Below are 20,932 nucleotides of genomic sequence, written 5' to 3' on the forward strand. Positions count from 1 at the left end.
CCCGTCCTTCGGATAGGCCCGCCATGTCCGCTCTCGATTCCAGCCCGCCTCTTCTCGACATCGGCTCGGTGCATGCCGTCTACAACGAGGCGATCCTTGCCTTGTCCGGCGTCTCGCTCACCGTCCGAAAGGGCGAGATCGTCGCGCTTCTCGGCTCCAACGGCGCCGGCAAGTCGACGGTTCTCAAGGCCGTGTCGCGGCTTCTCAAGGCCGAACGCGGGCGCCTCACGCGCGGCCATATCCGCTTCGAGGGTGAGGACGTCGCCGCGCTAGGCCCCGGCGAACTCGTTCGTCGCGGCCTCGTGCCGGTTCTGGAGGGGCGCCATTGCTTCAAGTCGCTGAGCGTCGAGGAGAATTTGCTGACGGGCGCGCTCGGGCGCGGCTCCAGCCGGCGCGAGGCCGCGCAGGATCTCGAGCGCGTCTATAGCTTCTTCCCCCGCCTCGTCCAGAAGCGGCGTCTGGCGGCCGGGCTGGTTTCGGGCGGCGAGCAGCAGATGGTGGCGATCGGGCGCGCCTTGATGGGCCGCCCGCGCCTTCTGGTGCTGGACGAGCCCTCGATGGGCCTCGCGCCCCAGATCACGCAGACGATCTTCGCGACGCTGGCGGATCTCAATCGCCGCGAGGGCCTGTCGATCCTCGTCGCCGAGCAGAATGCGGCCGTGGCGCTTCACCACGCGAGCAGAGCGGTCGTGATCGAGAACGGCGTCTGCGTCCTTGCCGGCCCGGCCGAGGAGTTGAAGGCGCGGGGCGACATCAGCGCCTTCTATCTCGGCCTCGCGCCGACGCCCCGACCCGCCGCCGGCGCAACCGGCCATTCCCTTCACTGAAAACCCAACAGGAGAGTTCGTCATGACGATCGCCGGTCAGAAGATCGAAGCCGCCGCCAAGGCCGTTCCCGGCCTGCCGCGCCCCTCCGCGCACGCGCATGTCATCGCCGACGACGCCGAGGCGATCGCGGTCGCGACAGCAATCGCTGATCGCATCCGCCCTGGCGCGGCGCGGCGCGACGCCGAGCGGATCTGGCCGGTCGAGGAACTGGACGCCTATTCCCAGTCCGGCCTCTGGTCGATCAACGTGCCGAAGGTCTATGGCGGGCCGGAGGTCTCCTACGCCACGCTCGCCAAGGTGATCGAGATCATCTCGGCCGCCGACCCGTCCATCGGCCAGATCACGCAGAACCATCTCGGCGTGGTGGCGGCCATCCGCACGGTGTCCGACGAAGCGCAGAAGGCGCTTCTGTTTGCCGAGGTGCTGCGGGGCGTGCGCTTTGGCAACGCCTTCTCCGAGTTCGGCTCCAAGCGTGCCGCCGATTTCGAGACGAAGTTTACCGATGCCGGCGATCATGTCGTCGTCACCGGCCGCAAATTCTATTCCAGCGGCGCGCTGCTCGCCCATCTCGTGCCGATCGTCGCCTTGGACGAGGAAGGCCGCGCCTGGTACGCGATCGCCGACCGCAACGCCGAAGGGCTCACCGTGATCGACGACTGGTCCGCCTTCGGCCAGCGGACCACACTGTCTGGCACCGTTCTCGTCGACCATGTGAAAGTGCCCAAGACCCATCTCGTGCCGGGCTACAAGGGCTACGAGGTGCCGACAGTCGACGGCGCGATCTTCCAGATCATCCAGGTCGCCGTGGACACCGGCATCGCCCGCGCGGCGATCGAGGACACGATCGACTTCGTGCGCACCAAGTCGCGCGCCTGGGTGGATTCCGGGCTGGAGCGCGCGTCGGACGATCCCTATACGATCCAGGCGGTGGGCCGCCTGACGCTTCAGCTCCACGCCGCGCAGGCGCTGCAGCACCTCGCCGGCGAGGCGGTGGACCGCGCCGTCGCCGCCCCCTCCGCCGAGAGCGTCGCGGCCGCGCAGATCGCCGTGGCCGAGGCCAAGATCCTGTCCACCGAGATCGCGATCGAGGCGACCAACAAGCTGTTCGAGCTTGCCGGCACCCGCTCCACGCTGGCCGAGCACAATCTCGACCGGCACTGGCGCAACGCCCGCACCCACACGCTGCACGACCCCGTGCGCTGGAAGGTCGCGATCCTCGGCAATCACGCCCTAAACGGCGTCAACCCGCCGCTTCACGCCTGGAGCTGAACGGTTTACGAGCAAACGGGATGTCGCGGTCCGGCGGTAGGGGGCCGCCGGCCGACGCGTCATCGCTTTTAGGAGAGCGATAGACGTCCAACCGCACCGGCACCTCGCAGGATACAGCTTTCGACAACGCTTAGCGAAAGACCCGATGTCGCCCGGTCGATCCGGGCCGGCTTTCACCGCCGATCGAGTGCGCTCGGATCGGCGCCCATCACTTGCGTCCGGGCGCCGGTTTCCGCCTGTAGCATGGCCTGTTGCAACTCGGTGGGGGACGCAGACACGCCGCGCGCCGCCAGATCGCGTTGGACTTCTGCAAGAAGCTCGGCATCCGTCTTTCCGTCGAGCGCGCCCTTCACAAGCGACCGCGCATAGGCGGCGGCCGCTTCTTCATCCTGCCCCATCCGCCCGGCGGCCCAAAGGCCGAAGCGGCGCTCGCGCGCCATCCGGACCAGAAACGCGACCTCCTCGTCATGAACGAATTTCTGCTCGAAAGCCGCTTCGCGATCCGGAAAAATGCTCATCTTTTCCTCCTCCTGGCCGACCGGGTCCGGGACGCGCGGGCCACGAGGCATCGACGCTTGAGAGTTTAGGCGACGGCGAAGTCCGCTCAAGGGCCACGCGGCACACAAGTTCATCTGTGAGCGAAGACCATGGAACCGGAGCGGGGCAGGCTTGGTCCAGCCGGGGCGACGATCGAGCCAAGAGCCGAGCTTTGAATTGTGGGCATCGTCCTTCAGTTGAGGCGACGTCCATCCTCCTTGGCGAAGAGATGGGCATGGTCGGCGCGCCCGGCGACGGACAGGCGCTCTCCGACACGAACGGGGCTGGTTCGGGGGAATTCCACCGTGACCATGCGCTCCTCGCCGATGTCGAGATAGCCGAAGGTCTGGCTGCCCAGGCGCTCCACCACCGAAAGCTCGCCCGTGAACCAGGCGGCCTCCGGCGCGCTGATTTCGAGGTCTTCCGGCCGAATGCCGAGCGTGACCTGCGTTGAGCCGGCGGCGGACGCCAGGGGCGGCAGGCTGATCTCGCGCGCGGGCAGGCGCAGGCGCAGCTCCAGCGCGTCGCTGCCGAGGATTTCGCAATCCAGCGTGTTCATGGTCGGGCTGCCGATGAACTTGGCGACGAACAGGGTCTGCGGTCGCTGGTAGAGGTCGAGCGGCGCGCCGACCTGTTCCATATGGCCGCCGTTCATCACCACGATCCGGTCCGCCAGGGTCATCGCCTCGACCTGATCGTGCGTGACATAAACCGTGGTGGCGCGAATGCGCCGATGCAGCTTGGCGATTTCGAGCCGCATCTCGACGCGCAAGGCGGCGTCGAGATTGGACAAGGGCTCATCGAACAGGAAGGCGTCGGGATCGCGCACGATGGCCCGGCCCATGGCGACGCGCTGGCGCTGGCCGCCCGATAGCTGCGCGGGGCGCCGGTCAAGAAACGGGTCGAGCTTCAGGATGGCGGAGGCGTTCTTCACCTTGCCGTCGATGGCGGCGGGATCGCCGTCGCGCATCTTCAGGCCGAAGGCCATGTTCTCCTCCACCGACATATGCGGATAGAGCGCGTAGTCCTGAAACACCATGGCGATGTTGCGCTCGGCCGGCGGCAGCTGGCCGACGGAGCGCCCGCCGATGAACAATTCGCCGGCGCTGATCTCCTCCAGCCCGGCGATCATGCGCAGAAGCGTGGACTTGCCGCAGCCGGACGGGCCGACCAGCACGATGAATTCGCCGCTGGCGATCTCGAGATCCACGCGCCGGATCACGTTCACCGCACCGTAGTCCTTGCGGATCGCCTTCAAGGCAATGGCCGACATCGAGTTCCTCCCAGACCCCTTGATCTCAAATTATCAATAATGATATCGATAATGAAGAGCAAGGAGATCGTCGTGGAAGAAGCGCGGGGCGGGGAGGATCGGCAAAGGGCGGGTGGCAGGCGCGCGGCGTCCGGCAAGTCCGCTGCCGCCTTCACATCGCTGAAGCGCGAGATCATGCTGGGCGAGCTGCGGCCGGGCCAGGCGCTGGTCGAGCTGGAACTCGCCACCCGCTTCGGCTGCAGCCAGGGCACGGTGCGCGAGGCGCTGCTGCAGTTGCAGGACGAAGGACTGGTGCTGCGCAACGGCTATCGCGGCACGCAGGTCTCCGACTGCACGCTGGAAGAGGCGGTGGAGCTGTTCCGCATCCGCCAGTCCATCGAATGCCGCGGCATCGTCCATGTGCTGCGCCATCCCAGCCGCACGCTGGTTTCCGATCTCAAGGCCATGCTCGCCGACATGACCCGCGCGGCCGAGCGGGAGGACGAGCTGGAGCTCGCCTCGATCGACCGCGAGTTCCACGGCCGCATCTTCGCCGATGCCGGCCTGCCGGCGCTGGACCCGATCCTGCGCCGCTGCCTCATCCACAATCATCGCTACAAGATCTCGCGCTCGACGCAGGCGCGCGACCTTGCCCAGACCGCCCGGCGCCACGAGCCGATCGTCGCCGCCATCGAGGCGCGAGACCTTGCCGCCGCCTCGGCCGCCCTTTTCCACCATATCGCGACGATCGTGGATTTCGGCCCGAACGTCTTTCCGGATCACGTCCAATGAGCCACGCCCCCAGCCCCGCGCCCTTTCCCACCGACCTTGCTCCCGAAATGGCGGCGCTCGCCGCGCGCGTCCTTGCCGAGGATGGGCCGCAGCCCGACCCGACGCTGCTGCCCGCCGCCGAGGGGCGCCGGCTGGCGGAAGCGGGCAATCGACGCTGGACTGTCGATCTGCCCGAGATGGCCCGCGTCGGCACCGCCCATGTCCCGGCCGACCCGACGCTCGGCTCGGCAGAGGTGCGGCTTCTGGTGTTGGTGCCGCCCGAGGCGAAAGCGGGTGCGATCCTCTTCGTGCATGGCGGCGGCTTCGCCTTCTGCAGCCCCGAAACGCATGAGCGCTGCGCCCGGGTTCTCGCCGCCGAGACGGGGCTTCCGGTGATCCTGCCGGACTATCGTCTCGCCCCTGAGCATCCCTATCCCGCCGGGCTCATGGATGTCGTGGCCGCCTGGCGCGGCGCGTTTGAGGCTACCGCCGCCCTTGGCGTGCAGCCGGGGCCGATGATCCTGGCGGGCGACAGCGCCGGAGCCGGGCTCTGCGTTTCCGCGCTCGTGCACGAGGGCGCACGGGGAAGGGCGGATGCGGCGCTCCTGTTCTACGGCGTCTATGCCGCCGATTTCGAGACGCCGTCCTACCACGCCTTCGCGGACGGGCCGGGCCTGACGCTCGGCAAGATGCAGCGCTACTGGGATTTTTACTTGGCCGACCCGGCGGCGCGTGGCGACCCGCTGGTCTCTCCGCTCCTGGCGAGCGACGAGGCTTTGGCAACCCTGCCGCCGCTCCATCTCATGGCCGCCGGCATCGACCCACTGCTCAGCGACACGCTGAATTTCGAGGCGCGGCTCGCCTCGCTCGGCCGCAGCGAACGGGCGGGAATCGTGCCCGGCGTCGTGCACGGTTTCCTGCAGATGAGCCGCGACCTGCCCCAGGCTCGGGAGGCCCTGGGGCGGGCCGCCGCTTTCGTGAACGCGATCTGACGACGGCCAAGACGACCCATAAGAAGAACGGGAGGAACCAACATGACGAGACTGAGGACCCTGGCGGGCGCGCTCGCCCTTTTCACGACGCTGGGCACCACGCTGGCCGAGGCCGAGACGGTGCGCTTCTGGTACCATTTCGACAATCCGGAAAATCCGATGTCGGCGCTGGTGGAGAAGTTCCAGACGGCCAATCCGGGCATCACGGTCGAGGCCGAGAACGTTCCCTGGAACAGCTATTACGACAATCTCTACACCGCGCTGGTCGGCGGCAACGCGCCGGACGCGGCCATGGTGAAGCTCTTCGCCCAGCCGCGCCTTCTGGAAATGGGCGCGCTGGAGCCGCTGGGCGAGCGGATCGCAGCCTGGCCGGGCAAGGCCGAGCTTCTCGACAATCTCCTGACGCTGAATGCCGGGCCGGACGGACAGAACTACTATCTGCCGATCCAATATGTCGTTCTCTATCTCTACTACCGCACCGACCTGTTCCAGGCCGCCGGCCTCGAACCGCCCAAGACCTGCGAGGAGTTCCGCACCGCCGCCAAGACGCTGACCAAGGCGCCGGACACCTACGGCTTCGGCTTTCGCGGCGGCAAGGGGGGGTGGGACCAGTGGGGCACGTTCACCTTCTCGCGCGGCGCGGCCTTGAAGCCGGGCGGGCTCGACAACGCGGAGGCGATCGCCGCCAACCAGTGGCTGATCGACATGTTCGCCGTGGACAAGTCGATACCCCCGTCCTCGCCCAATGACGGGTTCCAGGAGATCATCGGCGCCTTTAAGTCGGGCAAGACGGCGATGACCATCCACCATATCGGCTCGTCCAAGGATCTGGTGGCGGCGCTCGGCGACAAGGTCTCGGCCGTGCCGGTGCCGGCCTGCGACGGCAAGGCCTGGACCTCCTATGGCGACGAGTCGCTCGCGATCTTCGCCAATTCGGAGGCCAAGGACGCGGCCTGGAAATGGGTCTCCTTCCTGGCCGAGCCCGAGAACAACGTCGAGTTCGTCAAGGCGACCAACCAGCTGCCGGTGACGAAGACGGGCTCGGCCAACTGGACCGGGCACGAGAAGCGCTTCGTCGACGCCACGCTCGCCTCACTGCCCTTCGCGGCCGTCCTGCCGCAGTCGTCCGCCACCGCCGACTTCGTCAACACGGAATGGCAGGCGACGATGCAGCAGGCGATGACGGGCCAGATCTCCTCGGCCGACATGATGAAGAAGCTGCAGGCCCTGTTCCAGAACTAGCGCCTGTCCGGGCAGGGCGGACACGTTCTGCCCGGGATGGTGCGGCGAAAGCAACGATCAGGAGCCTGTCCGGTGATCCGGATTCGTTGGACAATCTCCAGACGCCCAATCCCTTCGTCAGGCGCCGGCCCTCAAAACCGGCGCCTCTCTCCTCGGTGAAACCGAAGGTCCGATCCCATGTCCACGCTCGATGAGATGGCCGCGCTGGAAGGCGCGCCGCCACCGCGCTTCTCGCGCGCCAGACTGATGCCCTATGCGCTTCTGGCGCCCGCCGTCCTGGTCGTCGCGGTGGTGGTCTTCCTACCCATGATCGAAGCGGTGGTGACCAGCTTCTACGAGCTGATCCTGTTCCGCCCCAATGCCAGCCGGTTCGTCGGCCTCGCCAATTACGTCAAGCTCTTCGCCGATCCCGTGTTCTGGGAGGCGCTCGGCCACACCGCGCTGTGGATCGGCCTCACCGTGCCGTTGCAGATGGGGCTCGGCCTCGTCGCCGCGATCCTTCTCAATCGCGACTTCGCTTGGCGCGGCCTTGCCCGCGCGCTGGTCATCATTCCCTGGGCGCTGCCAAGCGTCGTGATCGCGCTCATGTGGCGCTGGATCTACGACCCCAATATCGGCGTGCTGAACGACCTCCTTCTTTATCTCTCCGTCATCATGGCGGCGGTGCCCTGGCTGGCCGATCCCGGCATCGCGCTCTATGCCATCATCGGCACGCTGACCTGGCAGGGCTTTCCCTTCTTCGCGGTGATGATCCTCGCCGCGCTCCAGGGCATTCCCAAGAGCCAGTACGAGGCGGCCTCGATCGACGGGGCGAGCGCCTGGCGCCAGTTCCGACACATCACGCTACCCGGCATCGCGCCGGTCCTGGCGACGGCGGGCCTTTTGCGCGTCATCTGGGTGGCGAACTCGATGGATGTCATCTTCGTCATGACGTCGGGCGGGCCGGGCTATGCCACGACGACGCTGCCGCTCTACGCCTTCGTCAAGGCACGGCAGAATCTCGACTTCGGCTACGGCTCGTCGATCGCCGTCACCTTCACCCTGATCCTGGGGTCCGCGGTCGCGATCTATATCGCCCGCACCATGCGCGAGGTCGAGCGATGAACCGCCAGAGCTTTCTGCGCCGTCTTCTCACGACGCATATTCCCGTGGTGCTCGTCGTGCTCCTTGCGGTCGGCCCCTTCGCCTGGATGATCCTGACCTCGCTCACCCCCTCGGCGCGGATCGTCGCGCAAGGCGTCTCGCTCGGGCCATCCGGCTGGAGCGCCGACAATTACGTCCGGCTCATGGGCCAGACCTCGTTTCTGGGCAATATGGGGCACAGCTTCATCGTCGCGCTCGGCACGGTGGTGCTCGGCCTTCTGGTTTCGGTAACGGCTGCCTACGCCTTCTCGCGCTTCCGCTTTCCCGGGCGCAAGGCGCTGATGCTGCAGTTCCTTCTGGTCAACATGTTCCCGGTGGTGCTGCTGATCCTTCCGCTCTTCGTCATGATGCGGCGCCTCGGCATTCTCGACACGCATCTCGGTCTCATCATCGCCAACGCGACCACGGCCATTCCCTTCGCGGTCTGGATGCTGACGAGCTATGTCGGCGCCATCCCCAAGAGCCTCGACGAGGCGGCGATGATCGACGGCTGCTCGCGCCTCACCGCCATGCGCCGCGTCGTGCTGCCGCTGGCGCTACCGGGCATCATCTCCACCGGCATCTACATCTTCATCACCGCCTGGAACGAGTATCTCTACGCCCTGACGCTGGGCGGGCGAAACGTGCGCACCGTCACCGTCGCCATCCAGACCCTGATCGGCGAGTACCAGATCGAATGGGGCCTGCTCGCCGCCGGCGGCGTCGTCGGCGCCCTGCCGGTGACGATCCTCTTCCTGCTCGTCCAACGCCGGCTGGTCGGCGGCCTGACGCAAGGGGCGGTCAAGGGCTGACCGCAGCCTCCGGCCTGCCGTGCCTTTTCCAACTTCTCGAAGGAAAGACGCTTGTCATGAACCCGGTCGGGTTGATCTCCATGCAATATGCCAGGCCCTTCACGGCCGAGCATTTCCCACTCTTTGCCCGCATGAAGGCGCTGGGCTACGATTTCGTCGAGCTGCTGGTGCCCGAGCCCGGCGAGCTCGACGCCCGCGAAACGGCGAAGGCGCTGTCGGACGCAGGCCTGGGCGTAGTGCTCGCCGCGCGGGTCAATCTCCAGCGCAACCTCTCGTCCGCCGAACGGGACGCCCGCAAGGGCGGCGTCGACTATCTCCGATACGCCGTGGACGTCGCGGCCGAGATGGGCGCCGAGATCGTCGGCGGTCCGCTGACCGGCAACCCCCTGGTCTTTGCCGGGCGCGCGCCGGCCCCGGTTGCGGAAGACGAGCGCCTCGCCCGCAAGGCGCGCTGCGTCGAGGGGCTGCAGGCGGCCGGCGCCCATGCGGCCGGGACGGGCGTGACGCTCGCCGTGGAGCCGCTGAACCGCTTCGAGAGCGACGTGCTCTGCACAACCAAACAGGCCATCGAACTGCTCGACGCCGTCGACCACCCCTCCGTCCAGCTCATGCTGGACACGTTCCACATGGCGATGGAGGAGGCGTCCATCGCCGAGGCCATCCTGCTCGGCGGCTCGCGGCTCAAGCATTTTCAGGCCAACGAGAACCATCGCGGCTTTCCCGGCACCGGCTCGGTGGATTGGGTCGCGGTCGGCCGCGCGCTGCACCAGATCGGCTATCGCGGTCCGGTGTCGCTGGAGCCCTTCCGGCGCGACGACGACCGGTTCGGCGTGCCCTTCGCGCAGTGGCGCCCGCCGCACGAGGACGAGAGCGACCGCCTCGCCGCCAGCGCCGCCTTCATCAAGTCCCACCTCACCCTGACGGAATTCAGACGATGACACTTCGGATCGGTTGGATCGGCTGCGGAATCCACGCCACGCAGATGCTGTTGCCCCAGCTCCTGCGCCACGATGTCGAGATCGCCGCTCTTTGCGACATCGACAAGGACCGGCTGGCCCAGGCCGGTCGCCAGTTCGGCACGCGCACCTTGACCTCGGACGCCAATGAGCTGATCGCAACCCCCGGCATCGACGCGGTCGGCATGGCGGTTGGCCCCGACCAGCATCTCGCCTTCGGCAAGGCGGCTTTGGAGCGCGGCCTGCCGGTCTTCATGGAAAAGCCCCCCTCCGGCTCGGCCGCCGGGGCGCGCGAGCTGGCGGAGGCTTCCCGCCGCTCCGGCAAGCCGCTGCTCGTCGGCTTCATGAAGCGCTATTCCGTCGGCAACAAGATCGCCCACAACGTCCTGAAGTCCGGGCGCTTCGGCGAAATTCTCGGCCTCACCGGCTACTACATGACGGCGCCGGGCTATTTCGCCGGCAATGTCGACTATACCGGCTTCCTGCTGCATCACTGCGTTCATTACATGGACCTCGTCTCGCATCTCGTTTCGCCGGTGACTCGCATCGCCGCGCGCAAGGTGGAGAAGACGCCGGGGCGCATCCTCTTCCATGTCGGCTTCGATTTCGAATGCGGCGCCATCGGTACGATCGTCATGGGCACGGCGCAGTCGCGCGGCACGCCGGTGGAGCGGATCGAGATCATGGGCGACCACCAGCGGCTGGAGGTCGAGGACGTGGTGGAGGTGCGCTGGCACCGCAACCCGCCCTTCAAGGTCGCCGACCCCGCTGCCACGCTGCTCGACGCCGAGGACACGCTCTGCTGGAAGCCCAATTTCACGGCCGCCGCGAACGAGGACTACAAGGGCTATTACGCGCTTTTGGCGGATGTCGTTCCCGCTCTCCAGGGCCAGGAAACGGCGGCCCCTACCATCCATGACGGGGTGATCGCCATGGAGCGGCTGGAAGAGATGCGTCGGCAACTCGACATCTGAACGCACGAGGCGACGCCGTTTGGCTTCGATCCGGACGGACAGGGTTCGTCCGGGCGTCGGCGCGCCCGGTCGTCACTCTCGGCCGCTGACAGTGCTCGGCTTCGGTTGCCGAAACAACTCGAAGGTTGTTGTCGGTCATTCGCGCAATGCGCTGGCCAATTTCAAATCGCACGCGCCCTTCGGTTGACCGCATCACGCAGACCAATCGCCTGGACTTGTCGGCCCGCCGCGCATCCGCGACCGGTTCGACAGCCCGCCCGGCGAGCCCATCGCATCAGCACCCGCGAACGCACGGCAGTCGCGTTGGGGACGGCTGACGACCGGAATGCGTCTCAACCGCTTCTCGAACCCTCGATCATTCAACACACGCGAAAAGGCGTGAGCGCAAAAGCAGGACCCTATCTTGCTGATATAAAATCGATGTGATTTATTCGCGTGGAGCGCGGATCGAACCGTGCCGGCAAGGGCGGCTGAGAACCGTCTTTTCGAGGAAACACTGGAGATCCGATCGATGCGCCTGCGTCTGGCTTCCGCGCTGCTGGCTTCGGCCGTCGCGCTCACCTCCCTTTCGGCCCAGGCCGAAAACCTCGTCGCGAAGGATCGGATCGGTCCCGCTGACGCGTCCAAATCCCTCACCCTGCGCCTGACGCAGGATGGCCCCAACAGCAACGACCCCGTCTGGGCCGACGGCTACAAGGCGCTGCTCGTCGACTTCATCGGCCGCCATCCTGGCTGGAAGATCAGTCTGGAGACGATGTCGGACAATATCGGGCAGGAGCAGGCCCGGATGCTGGAGCAGGTGAAGTCCGGCCACGGGCCGGACTGCGCGGCGGTGGATTCCTTCGTGCTGGCCCTGTTCAAGAGCGCCGACGTGCTGCAGCCTCTCGATAGCTATTTCAGCAAGGAGGATGTGGCCGACCTCTTCCCCTTCGTGCGCGAGGGCATCACGGGCAAGGACGGTCGGATCTATGCCTGGTGGTGGGACACGGATCTGCGTGTTCTCTACCGCAACAAGGAGATCGTTCCCGACGCGCCGCAGACCTGGGACGATTTGAAGGCCGCCGCCCTCGCCTCCAAGGACCAGCGGCTGGAAGGCGTTCTCTTCAACGGCGGGCGCTGGGAAGGCACGACCTTCGACTGGCTGGCCAATTTCTGGTCGCAGGGCGGCAAGCTGGTGGACGAGGCCGGCAAGCCCGTCTTCGCTTCGGGCGAGAACCGCGACAAGTTCCTGAAGGCGGTGCGCTACTACAAGGATCTGGTGGACAGCGGTGCCGCGCCCAAGCGCGTCGCCACGATCAGCAATTACGACGAGTTCAACGCGGCGGCCGCTGCCGGCACCACGGCGCTCTTCGTCGGCGGCAATTGGCAGCTCGGCCAGCTCAAGAACACGATGGAGCCCGAGGAGTTCGCCAAGTGGACCTTCTCGGAACTGCCCGGCCCGACCGCCGACCAGCGCGCCACGGGAACCGGAGGCTGGACGATCGGCGCCTTCGCCAAGGACCCCGAGAAGGTCGCGCTCTGCGCGGCGATTGCCAAGGAGGTCTATTCCGGCCCCGGCAACGCTCTGCAGATGCAGCTGCCGACGGCCAAGGCGCTCTACGACAAGTACGAGGTCTTCAAGACGCCTGAGAACCAGGCCTTCGCCAAGGCGCTGCAGCATGGGCAGGCGCGGCCCGGCGCCACGATCTATCCCGAACTCTCCAACCAGATCCAGATCATGATGGGCGACGTCCTGTCCGGCACCAAGACGCCGGAAGCCGCGCTCGATGCCGCCGACGCGGCCGTGCAGGCGTCCTACGCCCGCTGATGGGTGAAGCGCGACGGGCGGCCGGGCAACGGGCCGCCCGCGTCCGGCGCCAAACGCCGCGCGTCGAGGGGAGGAGTTCATGACCGCATCGCAAGCCCATGCCGACTTGGTGCCGCCGCGCCAAGCCAGGCGCCGACCGCGCCGACGTTTGGAGGACAGTCCCTTCGTCTGGCTCCTGCCGACGGCTGTGATGCTCGGCCTCTTCTACCTCTATCCCATCCTCGACGCGGTTCGCCTCGCCTTCACCAACGCCTCGCTGCTCGGCGGCGAGGTGCGCTATACGACCGGGACCATAACAGCCGTGCTCGGCCACGCGGCGCTGGGCGAGATCCTCGCCAACACCGCCGTCTTCACGCTTGCGAGCGTCGCCGGGCAGCAGGCTCTGGGGCTCGCCATCGCCCTCCTCGTGGTGCGGGGCGAGCGGCGGCGCCTGCCGGGCATGGTGCTTCTGCGCACGATCGTCCTCGTCGCCTGGGTCATTCCCGGCATCGCCAACGGCATCATCTGGCAGCTTCTGTTCAGCGAGGCGCCCTTCGGCGCGATCAACGGCGTCCTGCGGCTTCTGCATGTCGCGCCCGTTCCCTGGCTGTCGGACCCGACGCTCGCCATGGTTTCCTCGGTGGTCTCCAACATCTGGCGCGGCACGGCCTTCTCGATGATCGTCTTCTACGCCGCGCTGAAGGGCATCGACACGACGCTCTACGAGGCGGCTGATATGGACGGGGCGAGCACGAGCCAGACGTTCCGCCATGTCACGCTGCCGCTGCTGCGACCGGCCATTCTGGTCAATTCCATCCTCGTCACCATTCAGACGCTGAACGTCTTCGACGCCATCATCTCGCTGACGGGCGGCGGGCCGGGGCGGGCGACGGAGGTTCTGTCGCTCTTCACCTTCTTCGCCGTGTTCCGCAACTACGATCTCGGCGGCGCCAGCGTCCTGTCCATCCTGATGCTCGTGATCAGCCTCGTTCTCGCCGTGCTCTACGCAAGCTTCCTGCCGCGCGATGAGGACCGCGCATGAGCGCCCGCCCCCGCCAAAGGCTCGCGGACGCCGCGACCTATGCCTTCGCGATCCTGATCGCCGCCTTCTTCCTGACGCCGCTTCTCTGGCTCCTGTCGCTTGCGCTGCGCACGCGCCAGGAAGTGTTCCTGGGCGCCAGCCGGTTCATCCCCAAGAACCCGACGCTCGCCAATTTCGAGCAGGTGCTGAGCGATCCGACTTTTCTTCTTTATCTCTGGAACGGGCTGAAGCTCTCGGCGCTGGGCGGGCTCGGCTGCCTCGTCGTCGCGGCGCCCGCGGCCTACGCCTTCTCGCGCTTCTGGTTCGCGGGCCGCTCGGGCCTGATGCTCGCGATCCTCGGCTTCCAGATGGTCTCGCCTCTGGTGATCCTGGTGCCGCTCTATCGCTACATGAACGCGCTCGGGCTGCTCAACAGCCATTTCGGCGTCACCATGGTCTATGTCGCGGTCGGCGTTCCCATGTGCACCTGGATGCTGAAGGGCGCGATCGACGCCATCCCGCGCGAGGTGGAGGAAGCCGCCCAGATCGATGGATGCGGCCGCTTCGGCATCTTCTGGCGCATTACGCTGCCGCTCGCAGCGCCCGGTCTCGCCTCGACCTTCATCCTCGTGATGATCCTCAACTGGTCGCAGTTTCTGATCCCCTTCCTGCTTCTGAACAAGGACGGGCAGCTGCCGATCGCCGTCGCGATCTTCAACTTCGCCGGCACGTCCAACGCCTCGACCACGCAGGTCCTGGCCGCCGCCTGTCTCGTGGCGGTCGTGCCCGCCATCCTCGCCTTCATCGCCCTCCAGCGCCTCGTCGTCGGCGCGCTCACCGCCGGTGCGGTGAAGGGCTGAGTTTCCAAAAGGAGTTCCCCATGTCGTTGACGCTTACGCAGCGGATCGACCGCCTCGACGTCCGCAGCCGCGAACTGCCCCATTGGCGCGAGCGCGCCAGCGTGCCGATCGAGCGCTGGACCTTCGACGGCGAGCCGCTCGCCCTCGGTGCCTTCTGGCCGCGCCGAGACGGCGTCTTCCGCTTCGCCGCCGAAGCCGAGGTGCCGGAGGGCTGGGCGCTGGAGGACACGCGCCTCCTTCTCGACCTCGGCGGCGAAAGCCTCGTCACGCTCAAGGGCGGGGCCGGCGAGAAGAGCTACGGGCTCGACCCATATCACCGCGAGTTCGCGGTGCCGGGCCGGCGCTTCGCCATCGGCTCGGAAACGGTCGCGCGCCTCCCCTTCGGCGAGCCGGTGAAGGAGCCGCGCCTGACGGTGGCGCGCCTTGCCTGGATCGAGCCGGCGGTGCACGCCTTCCATCTTCTGCTGCGCCAGCTGGTCGAAACGGCGCGGCTTCTCGGCTCGCACGAGGCGGTGGCCCATCTCGTCGGCGCCGGCGAGGACGCGTTCGCGAGCCTGGACTGGCCGTCGGCCACGGCCGATTATGTCGCGCGCATGGGCGACTTCACGCAAGGGCGCGCCATCTGGGCGCTGCCGGCGCTGAAAGCCCAACCGGCCGGGCTCACCGACGCGCAGCGCACGAGCGTCGCCGCCGCCCATGATGGGCTGGCGGCTGCGCTACGCGCCCTCAAGGCGCGCTATCCCCAGCAGGGCCGGGTCGCTGTTACCGGCCACGCCCATATCGATCTCGCCTGGCTCTGGCCCTATGCCGAGACGCGGCGCAAGGCGCGGCGCACCTTCCACTCCATGCTGGGGCTGATGGAGGCGTTTCCGGACTTCGTCTTCAACCAGTCTACCGCTGCCTTCTACGCCCAGATCGAAGAGGATGATCCCGCCTTGTTCGGGGCGATCCGTGAGGCGGTGAAGCGCGGCCAGTGGGAGACGATCGGCGGCATGTGGGTCGAACCCGACACCAACATGCCGACCGGCGAGAGTTTCGTTCGCCAGATTCTCTACGGCCAGCGCTATTTCGAGAAGACCTTCGGCGTGCGCCATCGGGTCTGCTGGCTGCCGGACTGTTTCGGCTTCTCGCCCGCCCTGCCCCAGCTCCTGCGCCAGGGCGGCATGGATTCCTTCTTCACCATCAAGGTCAACTGGTCGGAGACCAACCGATTCCCGCACGATCTCTTTTATTGGGAAGGGCTCGACGGCAGCCGTGTCCTCGCCCACACGTTCGACAATCCGCAGAACGGCTACAACGGCTCGGTGGAGCCGGCGGCGATCCTGCCGACCTGGGGCAATTTCCGCCGCAAGGACATCCACGACGAGACGCTTCTCGCCGTCGGCTGGGGCGATGGCGGCGGCGGCACCACGGCCGAGATGCTGGAGCGTCAGGCGCAGCTCGCGGATTTCCCAGTCGTGCCGGCGCTGCGCCCCGTTCGCGTCGAGGACTTCTTCGCCCGCATCCACGAGGAGGTGCCCGCCGAGACGCTGCCCGTCTGGTCCGGCGAGATCTATCTCGAACTCCACCGTGCCACGCTGACCTCGCAGAGCCACACCAAGCGCCTGCATCGCCACGCCGAGCGCGCGCTGATCACTGCCGAAACGGTCGCCTCGCTCGCCGCGCTCCTGGGCGCGGACGTGCCGGAAAGCCTGGAGCCCGTCTGGCGTACGGTTCTCAAAAACGAGTTCCACGATATTCTGCCCGGCTCCGGCATTCGCGAAATCTACGAGGATTCCGAGCGCGAACTGACGGAAGCCTTGGCTTCGGCCGAGGCCGCCGGACGCGCCGGTCTCGCCGCGCTCACAAGCCAGTTGCCTAAGGGCGAGATTGCGGAGGCTCTGGTGCTGGTCAATCCCGACCTGCACGAGCGCGGGGTGCGCGCCGAGATCGACGGCGCGCCGCTCACGATCGACACCGCTTTGCCGGCGCTGGGTGTCCTCGTTCTCGACCGGGCCGCCGTTGCGGCGCCCGCCGGCCTTTCGGTCTCCGCGACGCATCTGGAAAACCGCTTCGTGCGGGTCGAGATCGCGGCGGACGGCACGCTGGCCAGCCTGTTCGACAAGCGGACCGGGCGCGAGGCGCTGGCCGGGCGCGGCAACCAGCTCTGGGTCTATCCCATGGACAAGCCGCGCGACTGGGACGCGTGGGACCTCGAGAACGACTATCGCCGGGGCGGCATCGAACTGACGGCGGTGGATGCGATCGAAATCGTGGAAAGCGGGCCGCATCGCGCCACGATCCGCGTCGAGCGACGCTTCCGCGACTCCACGATCACGCAGACGCTGCGCCTTTGGGCCAACTCGCCGCGCCTCGAAATCCGCACCGATCTCGACTGGCACGACCGCCGCGTCCTCCTGCGCACCGAGACGCCGGTGGACGTTCGCAGCGATTTCGCGACCTTCGAATGCGCCTTCGGCGTGGTGCGCCGCGCCACGCATGACAACACGTCCTGGGACGAGGCGAAGTTCGAGGTGCCGGCCCATCGCTTCGCCGACCTGTCGGAGCCGGGCTTCGGCGTCGCGCTTCTCAACGATGCCAAGTATGGCCACAGCGTGAAGGGCAATGTGCTCGGCCTCAGCCTCGTGCGCTCGCCGATCTATCCCGACCCGCTGGCCGACGAAGGGGCGCAAAGCTTCACCTACGCGCTTCTGCCCCATGCCGGCGACTGGCGCGAAGGCGGCGTGCGAGAGGAAGCACTGGACCTCAATCAGCCCGTGCTCGCCACGCTGGCGAGTGGCCTTGCCGCCGGCCTCCACCGGCCGCTGGCGGCGACGGGCGTCCCCGCCGCGCTGGCCGGCCTCAAGCCGGCGGAGGACGGCAACGGCCTCGTCGCCCGCGTCTACGAGCCAGCCGGCGCGCGCGGCGGCTTCGCGCTCGACCCCGCCCGGGGCTGGGCGGTGGCGGAGGATGTGGATCTCCTGGAGGAGCCAGTCTCGCGCCCCGCCGGGCCGGACCTCAAACCCTTCGAGGTGCGGAGCTGGCGCCTGACGCGGGTGTAGGTCATAGGCCCCGCGCTCGGGCCGCAAGCGAGCGATGGGCCTAGTGGAAGGCCGGCTACGGGAGAAGGGTTTGACAAAGCCCGCCCTCGCCGGCCTTCATGCGAACGGAGCGGTGCCCCTTCTCAGGCGCTGCCATGTGTCCGGCCGGCACGTGGCGCACTCGAGGCGAGCCGCGCTTTGCCGATCCAAGGCTGGACGTGAGGCTTGGAGCATGACGACCTCGATAAGGTCGGCTGGCTGACGAGTTGTTGCGGACGGGACATGACATCCACTTCTTCGCCGGGCGATCTGGCCGGCTCCAATTCCGGCCTCGCCGCGAGCCACAATCAGGCGGTCGTGCTGCGCACCATCCGCTGGAACCAGCCGATCTCGCGCACCGAACTCGCGCAGCGTTGCGGGCTCAGCAAGCAGGCGGTGGCGCGCATTACGGAAAAGCTGATCGACGACGGGCTCGTGATGGAGGCGCGCCGGCGCTACGGCCTGCGCGGCCAGCCGGCGATCGAGCTGGAGATCGACCCGCAGGGCTGCTCGGCGGTCGGCATCGGGCTGGGGCGCGACCATCTCACCATCGTCGCGGTGGACGCGCTCGGCCGGGTGCAGGACCGGGTTCATCGCGAGGCGCGCTATCTCCTGCCGGACGCCTTCTTCGCCGAAGTGCGCGAGGCGCTCAAAAGCTTTCGCCGCCGCCGCGCCATCGACGAGAGCCGCCTGTGCGGCATCGGCGTCGCCTTTCCCGATTGGCTTGGGCGCATTCCCTTCATCGGCATGCCCGAGCGCTATGCCTTGTGGGAGGCGACCGACATCCGCGCGGGTCTCGCCGAGATCACCGACCGGCCGATCTTCATCGACAACGACGCGACCGTGGCGGCGATCGGCGAGACGAACTACGGGCTCGGCGCGGAAATCCGCAGCTTCTTCTACATCTTCATCGGCGCCGGGCTCGGCGGCGGCGTGGTGCTGGACGGCGCGGCCTATCACGGCGCGGGCGGGATCGCGGGCGAGATCGGCTGGCTTCCCGTCGCGCCGGACGGCGGCGAAGGGCCGGTGCGCCCGCTCGGCGAGGTCGTGTCGCTTTTCCTGCTCTACGAGTTCCTGAAGTCCCACGGCTTCCATGTGGACGAGCCGCAGCAATTGCTGGCACTGGACGAGCGCGGCCGCGCCCTGGTGGCGGAATGGCTGCGCCGCGCCGCGCGCCCCCTGGCGGAGGCCGCGATCGACATCGGCCTGACGCTCGACCCTGACGCGGTGGTGATCGGCGGCCGCCTCCCGGTGACGCTGATGGACCGCCTGATCCAACATGTTCACGAGGCGCTGGCCGAGGACCCGCGCCCGTCACCTCATGTCTACCGCGCCGCCGGCTCGGAGGATGCCGCAGCGCTCGGCGCCGCAGCCATGCCGCTCGCTCACGCGCTCAGGCTGGAATCAGCAGACCCCGCCCAGCTGACGCGCTCGCCGCTGCGCGGCCGGGCGCTGTTATAGAGCGCCCAACAAAACCTAACGGGGTCGGCTACCCGAAGTCCTTTCACCGCACATGCTTGGCCCCGCGCCCTCGCGTCGATCGCGCTTCGTTCCTCCGCGCCGGCGAAAATCCCTCGACCATCCTCCACCCGGAATTTTTTCCAGGCATTGCGAATAGGCGGAGCGCCTGACGGCCTCGCGAGAACGTGGCCTCGACTGTGCCCCGACCGAAATCTTCAAAGCTGCTCCAGCTTGTCGATCGGCAGCGGCTCCGCCATCGGATTCAAGGGCGTGAACCCCGAGAAATAGCCCTTCAGCTTGGTCGAACCGCGTAGAAAAGCTTCGATTTCCTCCGGCGCCATGTAGCGATCGCCGAACCAGGGATAGGTCTCGGCGCTGAAGCAGGTGTCCAGCCATTCCACCACGGCCCGGTGCCGCGCGGTCTTCACCATTTCGGGGTGAACCGCGAGCCAGAGGTCCACCGGGATGCGGAGGCCGAGATCCAGGGGAACCAGATCGCCGCCGATGGCCGCGGCGTAGTTCGGCAGCATGCCGATGCCGGCACCCTTGGCGATCGCCCAGTAGTGGGCGCTGGCGAAGTTCGTCCGAAGCGCCACGATCCGCTCCGCGATCTCCGGCGTGTAGATCCGGTCCAGCCCGTAGCCCGTGAACTGGTCCATCTCCTGTTCGATGATGCGGTGGTCGGCCAGTTCCGCCAGCGTCGTCGGCAGCCCGTGCCGCTCGGCATAGGCGCGCCCGGCGAACAGCGTCATGTGAACGCAGCCGATCTTGTGCTTCACCACGTCGAATGCCGTCGGCTCGGCCGTCTGGATCGAGATGTCGGCCTCCAGCCGCAGGACGTCCACCGCCTGCAGCGCGCATTGCAACGTCACCTGAATGTCCCGCCCCGGCCCGGCCAGAAAGTCCACCAGCTGCGGCACGATCCAGAACGTGCCGATCCCCTCCGTCACGGCGAGGCGCACCGGGCCCTTCATCGTGTCGGAGGCGGACTGCGCGACGCGCATCAGGTCCATCATCGAGCGCTCCACCAGCCGCGCGGCGCTCACCACCCGCCTCCCCTCCACGGTCAGCTTGGCGCCGTCGACATGGCGGTTGAACACGGGAAAGCCGAACTGGTCCTCCAGCCGGTCGACGATGCCGCGCAGCGTGTTGACGCTGCGTCCCAGATCCTGGGCCGCCTGTCGGAAGCTCTGGCGATCGGCCACGGCGAGGATGACCTTCACCCCGTCCCAGTCCACGCTCTGCAGTAGGTGTTCCATATGGCGAACGCCCCGTCGTCAGCTTTGCTGCATCGGCGGCGCCGACAGTTGAGTAACCATCCTCTCCACAATCTATCGGAGAGAACAAGATGAGTTCTTCGCCCTTCCCCACCGCTTCTCCCGACTTGTCCCCCTCCGATGCCGCGCCCCGGCGCGCCCGGCGGTACGAAAAAGGGCTCGACGCCAACGGAACGGGCCTCGTGGTCGTCCACGGCATGGACGATTTCGTGAAGATGGCCGTGGTGCGCGCCGCCGTCTACATGGGCGAGAAGGCCTTCGCCTACGACCAGCAGTTCGACGGCAACGATTTTGCCGCCACCCATCTTCTCGCCAGCGTTCGCGGCGAGCCCGCTGGCTGCATCCGCATCCGCTTCTTCGGCGACTTCGCCAAGATGGAGCGTCTGGCGGTGCGGCGCGAGTTCCGCAATTCCCGCATCTCCTTCGAGCTGGTGCGCGCGGCGGTCGATCTGTGCCGGGCCAAGGGCTACCGCAAGCTCTATGGCCATGCCAGCGAGGAATATCTGAGCTTCTGGCTGCATTTCGGCTTCAAGGTTCGCGACAACGGCGCGCCGTTCGAGCTGGCCAGTTGGCCGCTGGTGGAGATGGTCGAGGACATCGAGCCCTTCGATGACGCCGTGTGCATCGGCGACGATCCGGTGCGCACGATCCGGCCCGAAGGGCTGTGGAACCAGCCCTGCGCTCTCGAGCGCCCCAGCACCCTGGCAGGCTGA

At 67.4% G+C, this 20,932-nt stretch carries 18 protein-coding genes; 15 read left to right on the top strand and 3 right to left on the bottom strand.

The window, feature by feature from the left end:
• The first annotated feature begins 23 nt into the window (after positions 1 to 23).
• Positions 24 to 827 (top strand): ABC transporter ATP-binding protein, encoded by an 804-nt coding sequence (locus M673_RS18595; RefSeq protein ID WP_061978190.1) that lies wholly within the window; start codon positions 24 to 26, stop codon positions 825 to 827.
• 22 nt (positions 828 to 849) lie between these two features.
• Complete coding sequence (locus M673_RS18600; protein ID WP_061978191.1) at positions 850 to 2,097, top strand: SfnB family sulfur acquisition oxidoreductase; 1,248 nt, start codon at positions 850 to 852, stop codon at positions 2,095 to 2,097.
• A 173-nt stretch (positions 2,098 to 2,270) separates the two neighbouring features.
• Here M673_RS18600 and M673_RS18605 read toward each other — a convergent pair whose 3' ends face one another.
• Both M673_RS18605 and M673_RS18610 read right to left on the bottom strand, forming a co-directional pair.
• On the bottom strand, positions 2,271 to 2,705 hold the full coding sequence (locus tag M673_RS18605) for a DUF1476 domain-containing protein (RefSeq protein ID WP_187301341.1): 435 nt from the start codon (positions 2,703 to 2,705) through the stop codon (positions 2,271 to 2,273).
• A gap of 122 nt (positions 2,706 to 2,827) precedes the next feature.
• Complete coding sequence (locus tag M673_RS18610) at positions 2,828 to 3,907, bottom strand: ABC transporter ATP-binding protein (RefSeq protein WP_061978193.1); 1,080 nt, start codon at positions 3,905 to 3,907, stop codon at positions 2,828 to 2,830.
• A gap of 51 nt (positions 3,908 to 3,958) precedes the next feature.
• Between M673_RS18610 and M673_RS18615 the strand changes: the two genes are divergently transcribed.
• From M673_RS18615 to M673_RS18670, 12 genes are all read left to right on the top strand, one after another.
• Positions 3,959 to 4,678, top strand: coding sequence for a GntR family transcriptional regulator (locus M673_RS18615; RefSeq protein WP_082639840.1), 720 nt, complete (start codon positions 3,959 to 3,961; stop codon positions 4,676 to 4,678).
• Positions 4,675 to 5,649: an alpha/beta hydrolase gene (locus M673_RS18620; RefSeq protein ID WP_061978194.1), complete on the top strand. Its 975-nt coding sequence runs from the start codon at positions 4,675 to 4,677 to the stop codon at positions 5,647 to 5,649. Before M673_RS18615 ends, M673_RS18620 begins: the two co-directional genes overlap by 4 nt.
• 42 nt (positions 5,650 to 5,691) lie before the next feature.
• Entirely contained in the window at positions 5,692 to 6,891 is a 1,200-nt protein-coding gene (locus M673_RS18625; protein ID WP_061978195.1) for an ABC transporter substrate-binding protein, read from the top strand.
• Positions 6,892 to 7,086: 195 nt separating this feature from the next.
• A complete protein-coding gene (locus M673_RS18630; protein WP_061978310.1) occupies positions 7,087 to 7,995 on the top strand; it encodes a carbohydrate ABC transporter permease in 909 nt (302 codons plus the stop codon).
• Complete coding sequence (locus M673_RS18635; RefSeq protein ID WP_061978196.1) at positions 7,992 to 8,825, top strand: carbohydrate ABC transporter permease; 834 nt, start codon at positions 7,992 to 7,994, stop codon at positions 8,823 to 8,825. The genes M673_RS18630 and M673_RS18635 overlap by 4 nt, the downstream gene beginning before the upstream one ends.
• 56 nt (positions 8,826 to 8,881) lie before the next feature.
• The gene (locus tag M673_RS18640; RefSeq protein WP_061978197.1) at positions 8,882 to 9,763 is read left to right on the top strand and encodes a sugar phosphate isomerase/epimerase family protein; all 882 of its coding nucleotides are present in this window, start codon (positions 8,882 to 8,884) and stop codon (positions 9,761 to 9,763) included.
• Positions 9,760 to 10,755, top strand: a complete 996-nt coding sequence (locus tag M673_RS18645) for a Gfo/Idh/MocA family protein (RefSeq protein WP_061978198.1) — start codon at positions 9,760 to 9,762, stop codon at positions 10,753 to 10,755. The genes M673_RS18640 and M673_RS18645 overlap by 4 nt, the downstream gene beginning before the upstream one ends.
• A 511-nt stretch (positions 10,756 to 11,266) precedes the next feature.
• On the top strand, positions 11,267 to 12,562 hold the full coding sequence (locus M673_RS18650; protein ID WP_061978199.1) for an extracellular solute-binding protein: 1,296 nt from the start codon (positions 11,267 to 11,269) through the stop codon (positions 12,560 to 12,562).
• 190 nt (positions 12,563 to 12,752) lie between these two features.
• A complete protein-coding gene (locus M673_RS18655; protein ID WP_244493139.1) occupies positions 12,753 to 13,583 on the top strand; it encodes a carbohydrate ABC transporter permease in 831 nt (276 codons plus the stop codon).
• Positions 13,580 to 14,422 carry a carbohydrate ABC transporter permease gene (locus M673_RS18660; RefSeq protein ID WP_061978201.1) on the top strand — a complete coding sequence of 281 codons (843 nt, stop codon included), beginning with the start codon at positions 13,580 to 13,582 and terminating at the stop codon, positions 14,420 to 14,422. The genes M673_RS18655 and M673_RS18660 overlap by 4 nt, the downstream gene beginning before the upstream one ends.
• Before the next feature lie 20 nt (positions 14,423 to 14,442).
• Positions 14,443 to 17,463 (top strand): alpha-mannosidase, encoded by a 3,021-nt coding sequence (locus M673_RS18665; RefSeq protein ID WP_061978202.1) that lies wholly within the window; start codon positions 14,443 to 14,445, stop codon positions 17,461 to 17,463.
• Positions 17,464 to 17,724: 261 nt separating this feature from the next.
• Positions 17,725 to 18,942 (top strand): ROK family transcriptional regulator, encoded by a 1,218-nt coding sequence (locus M673_RS18670; RefSeq protein ID WP_061978203.1) that lies wholly within the window; start codon positions 17,725 to 17,727, stop codon positions 18,940 to 18,942.
• A 215-nt stretch (positions 18,943 to 19,157) separates the two neighbouring features.
• Here M673_RS18670 and M673_RS18675 read toward each other — a convergent pair whose 3' ends face one another.
• Positions 19,158 to 20,201: a LysR family transcriptional regulator gene (locus M673_RS18675; RefSeq protein WP_061978204.1), complete on the bottom strand. Its 1,044-nt coding sequence runs from the start codon at positions 20,199 to 20,201 to the stop codon at positions 19,158 to 19,160.
• A gap of 89 nt (positions 20,202 to 20,290) precedes the next feature.
• Between M673_RS18675 and M673_RS18680 the strand changes: the two genes are divergently transcribed.
• Complete coding sequence (locus M673_RS18680) at positions 20,291 to 20,932, top strand: GNAT family N-acetyltransferase (protein WP_061978205.1); 642 nt, start codon at positions 20,291 to 20,293, stop codon at positions 20,930 to 20,932.

Source organism: Aureimonas sp. AU20 (assembly GCF_001442755.1).
In the GTDB taxonomy this organism is placed as follows: Bacteria; Pseudomonadota; Alphaproteobacteria; order Rhizobiales; family Rhizobiaceae; genus Aureimonas.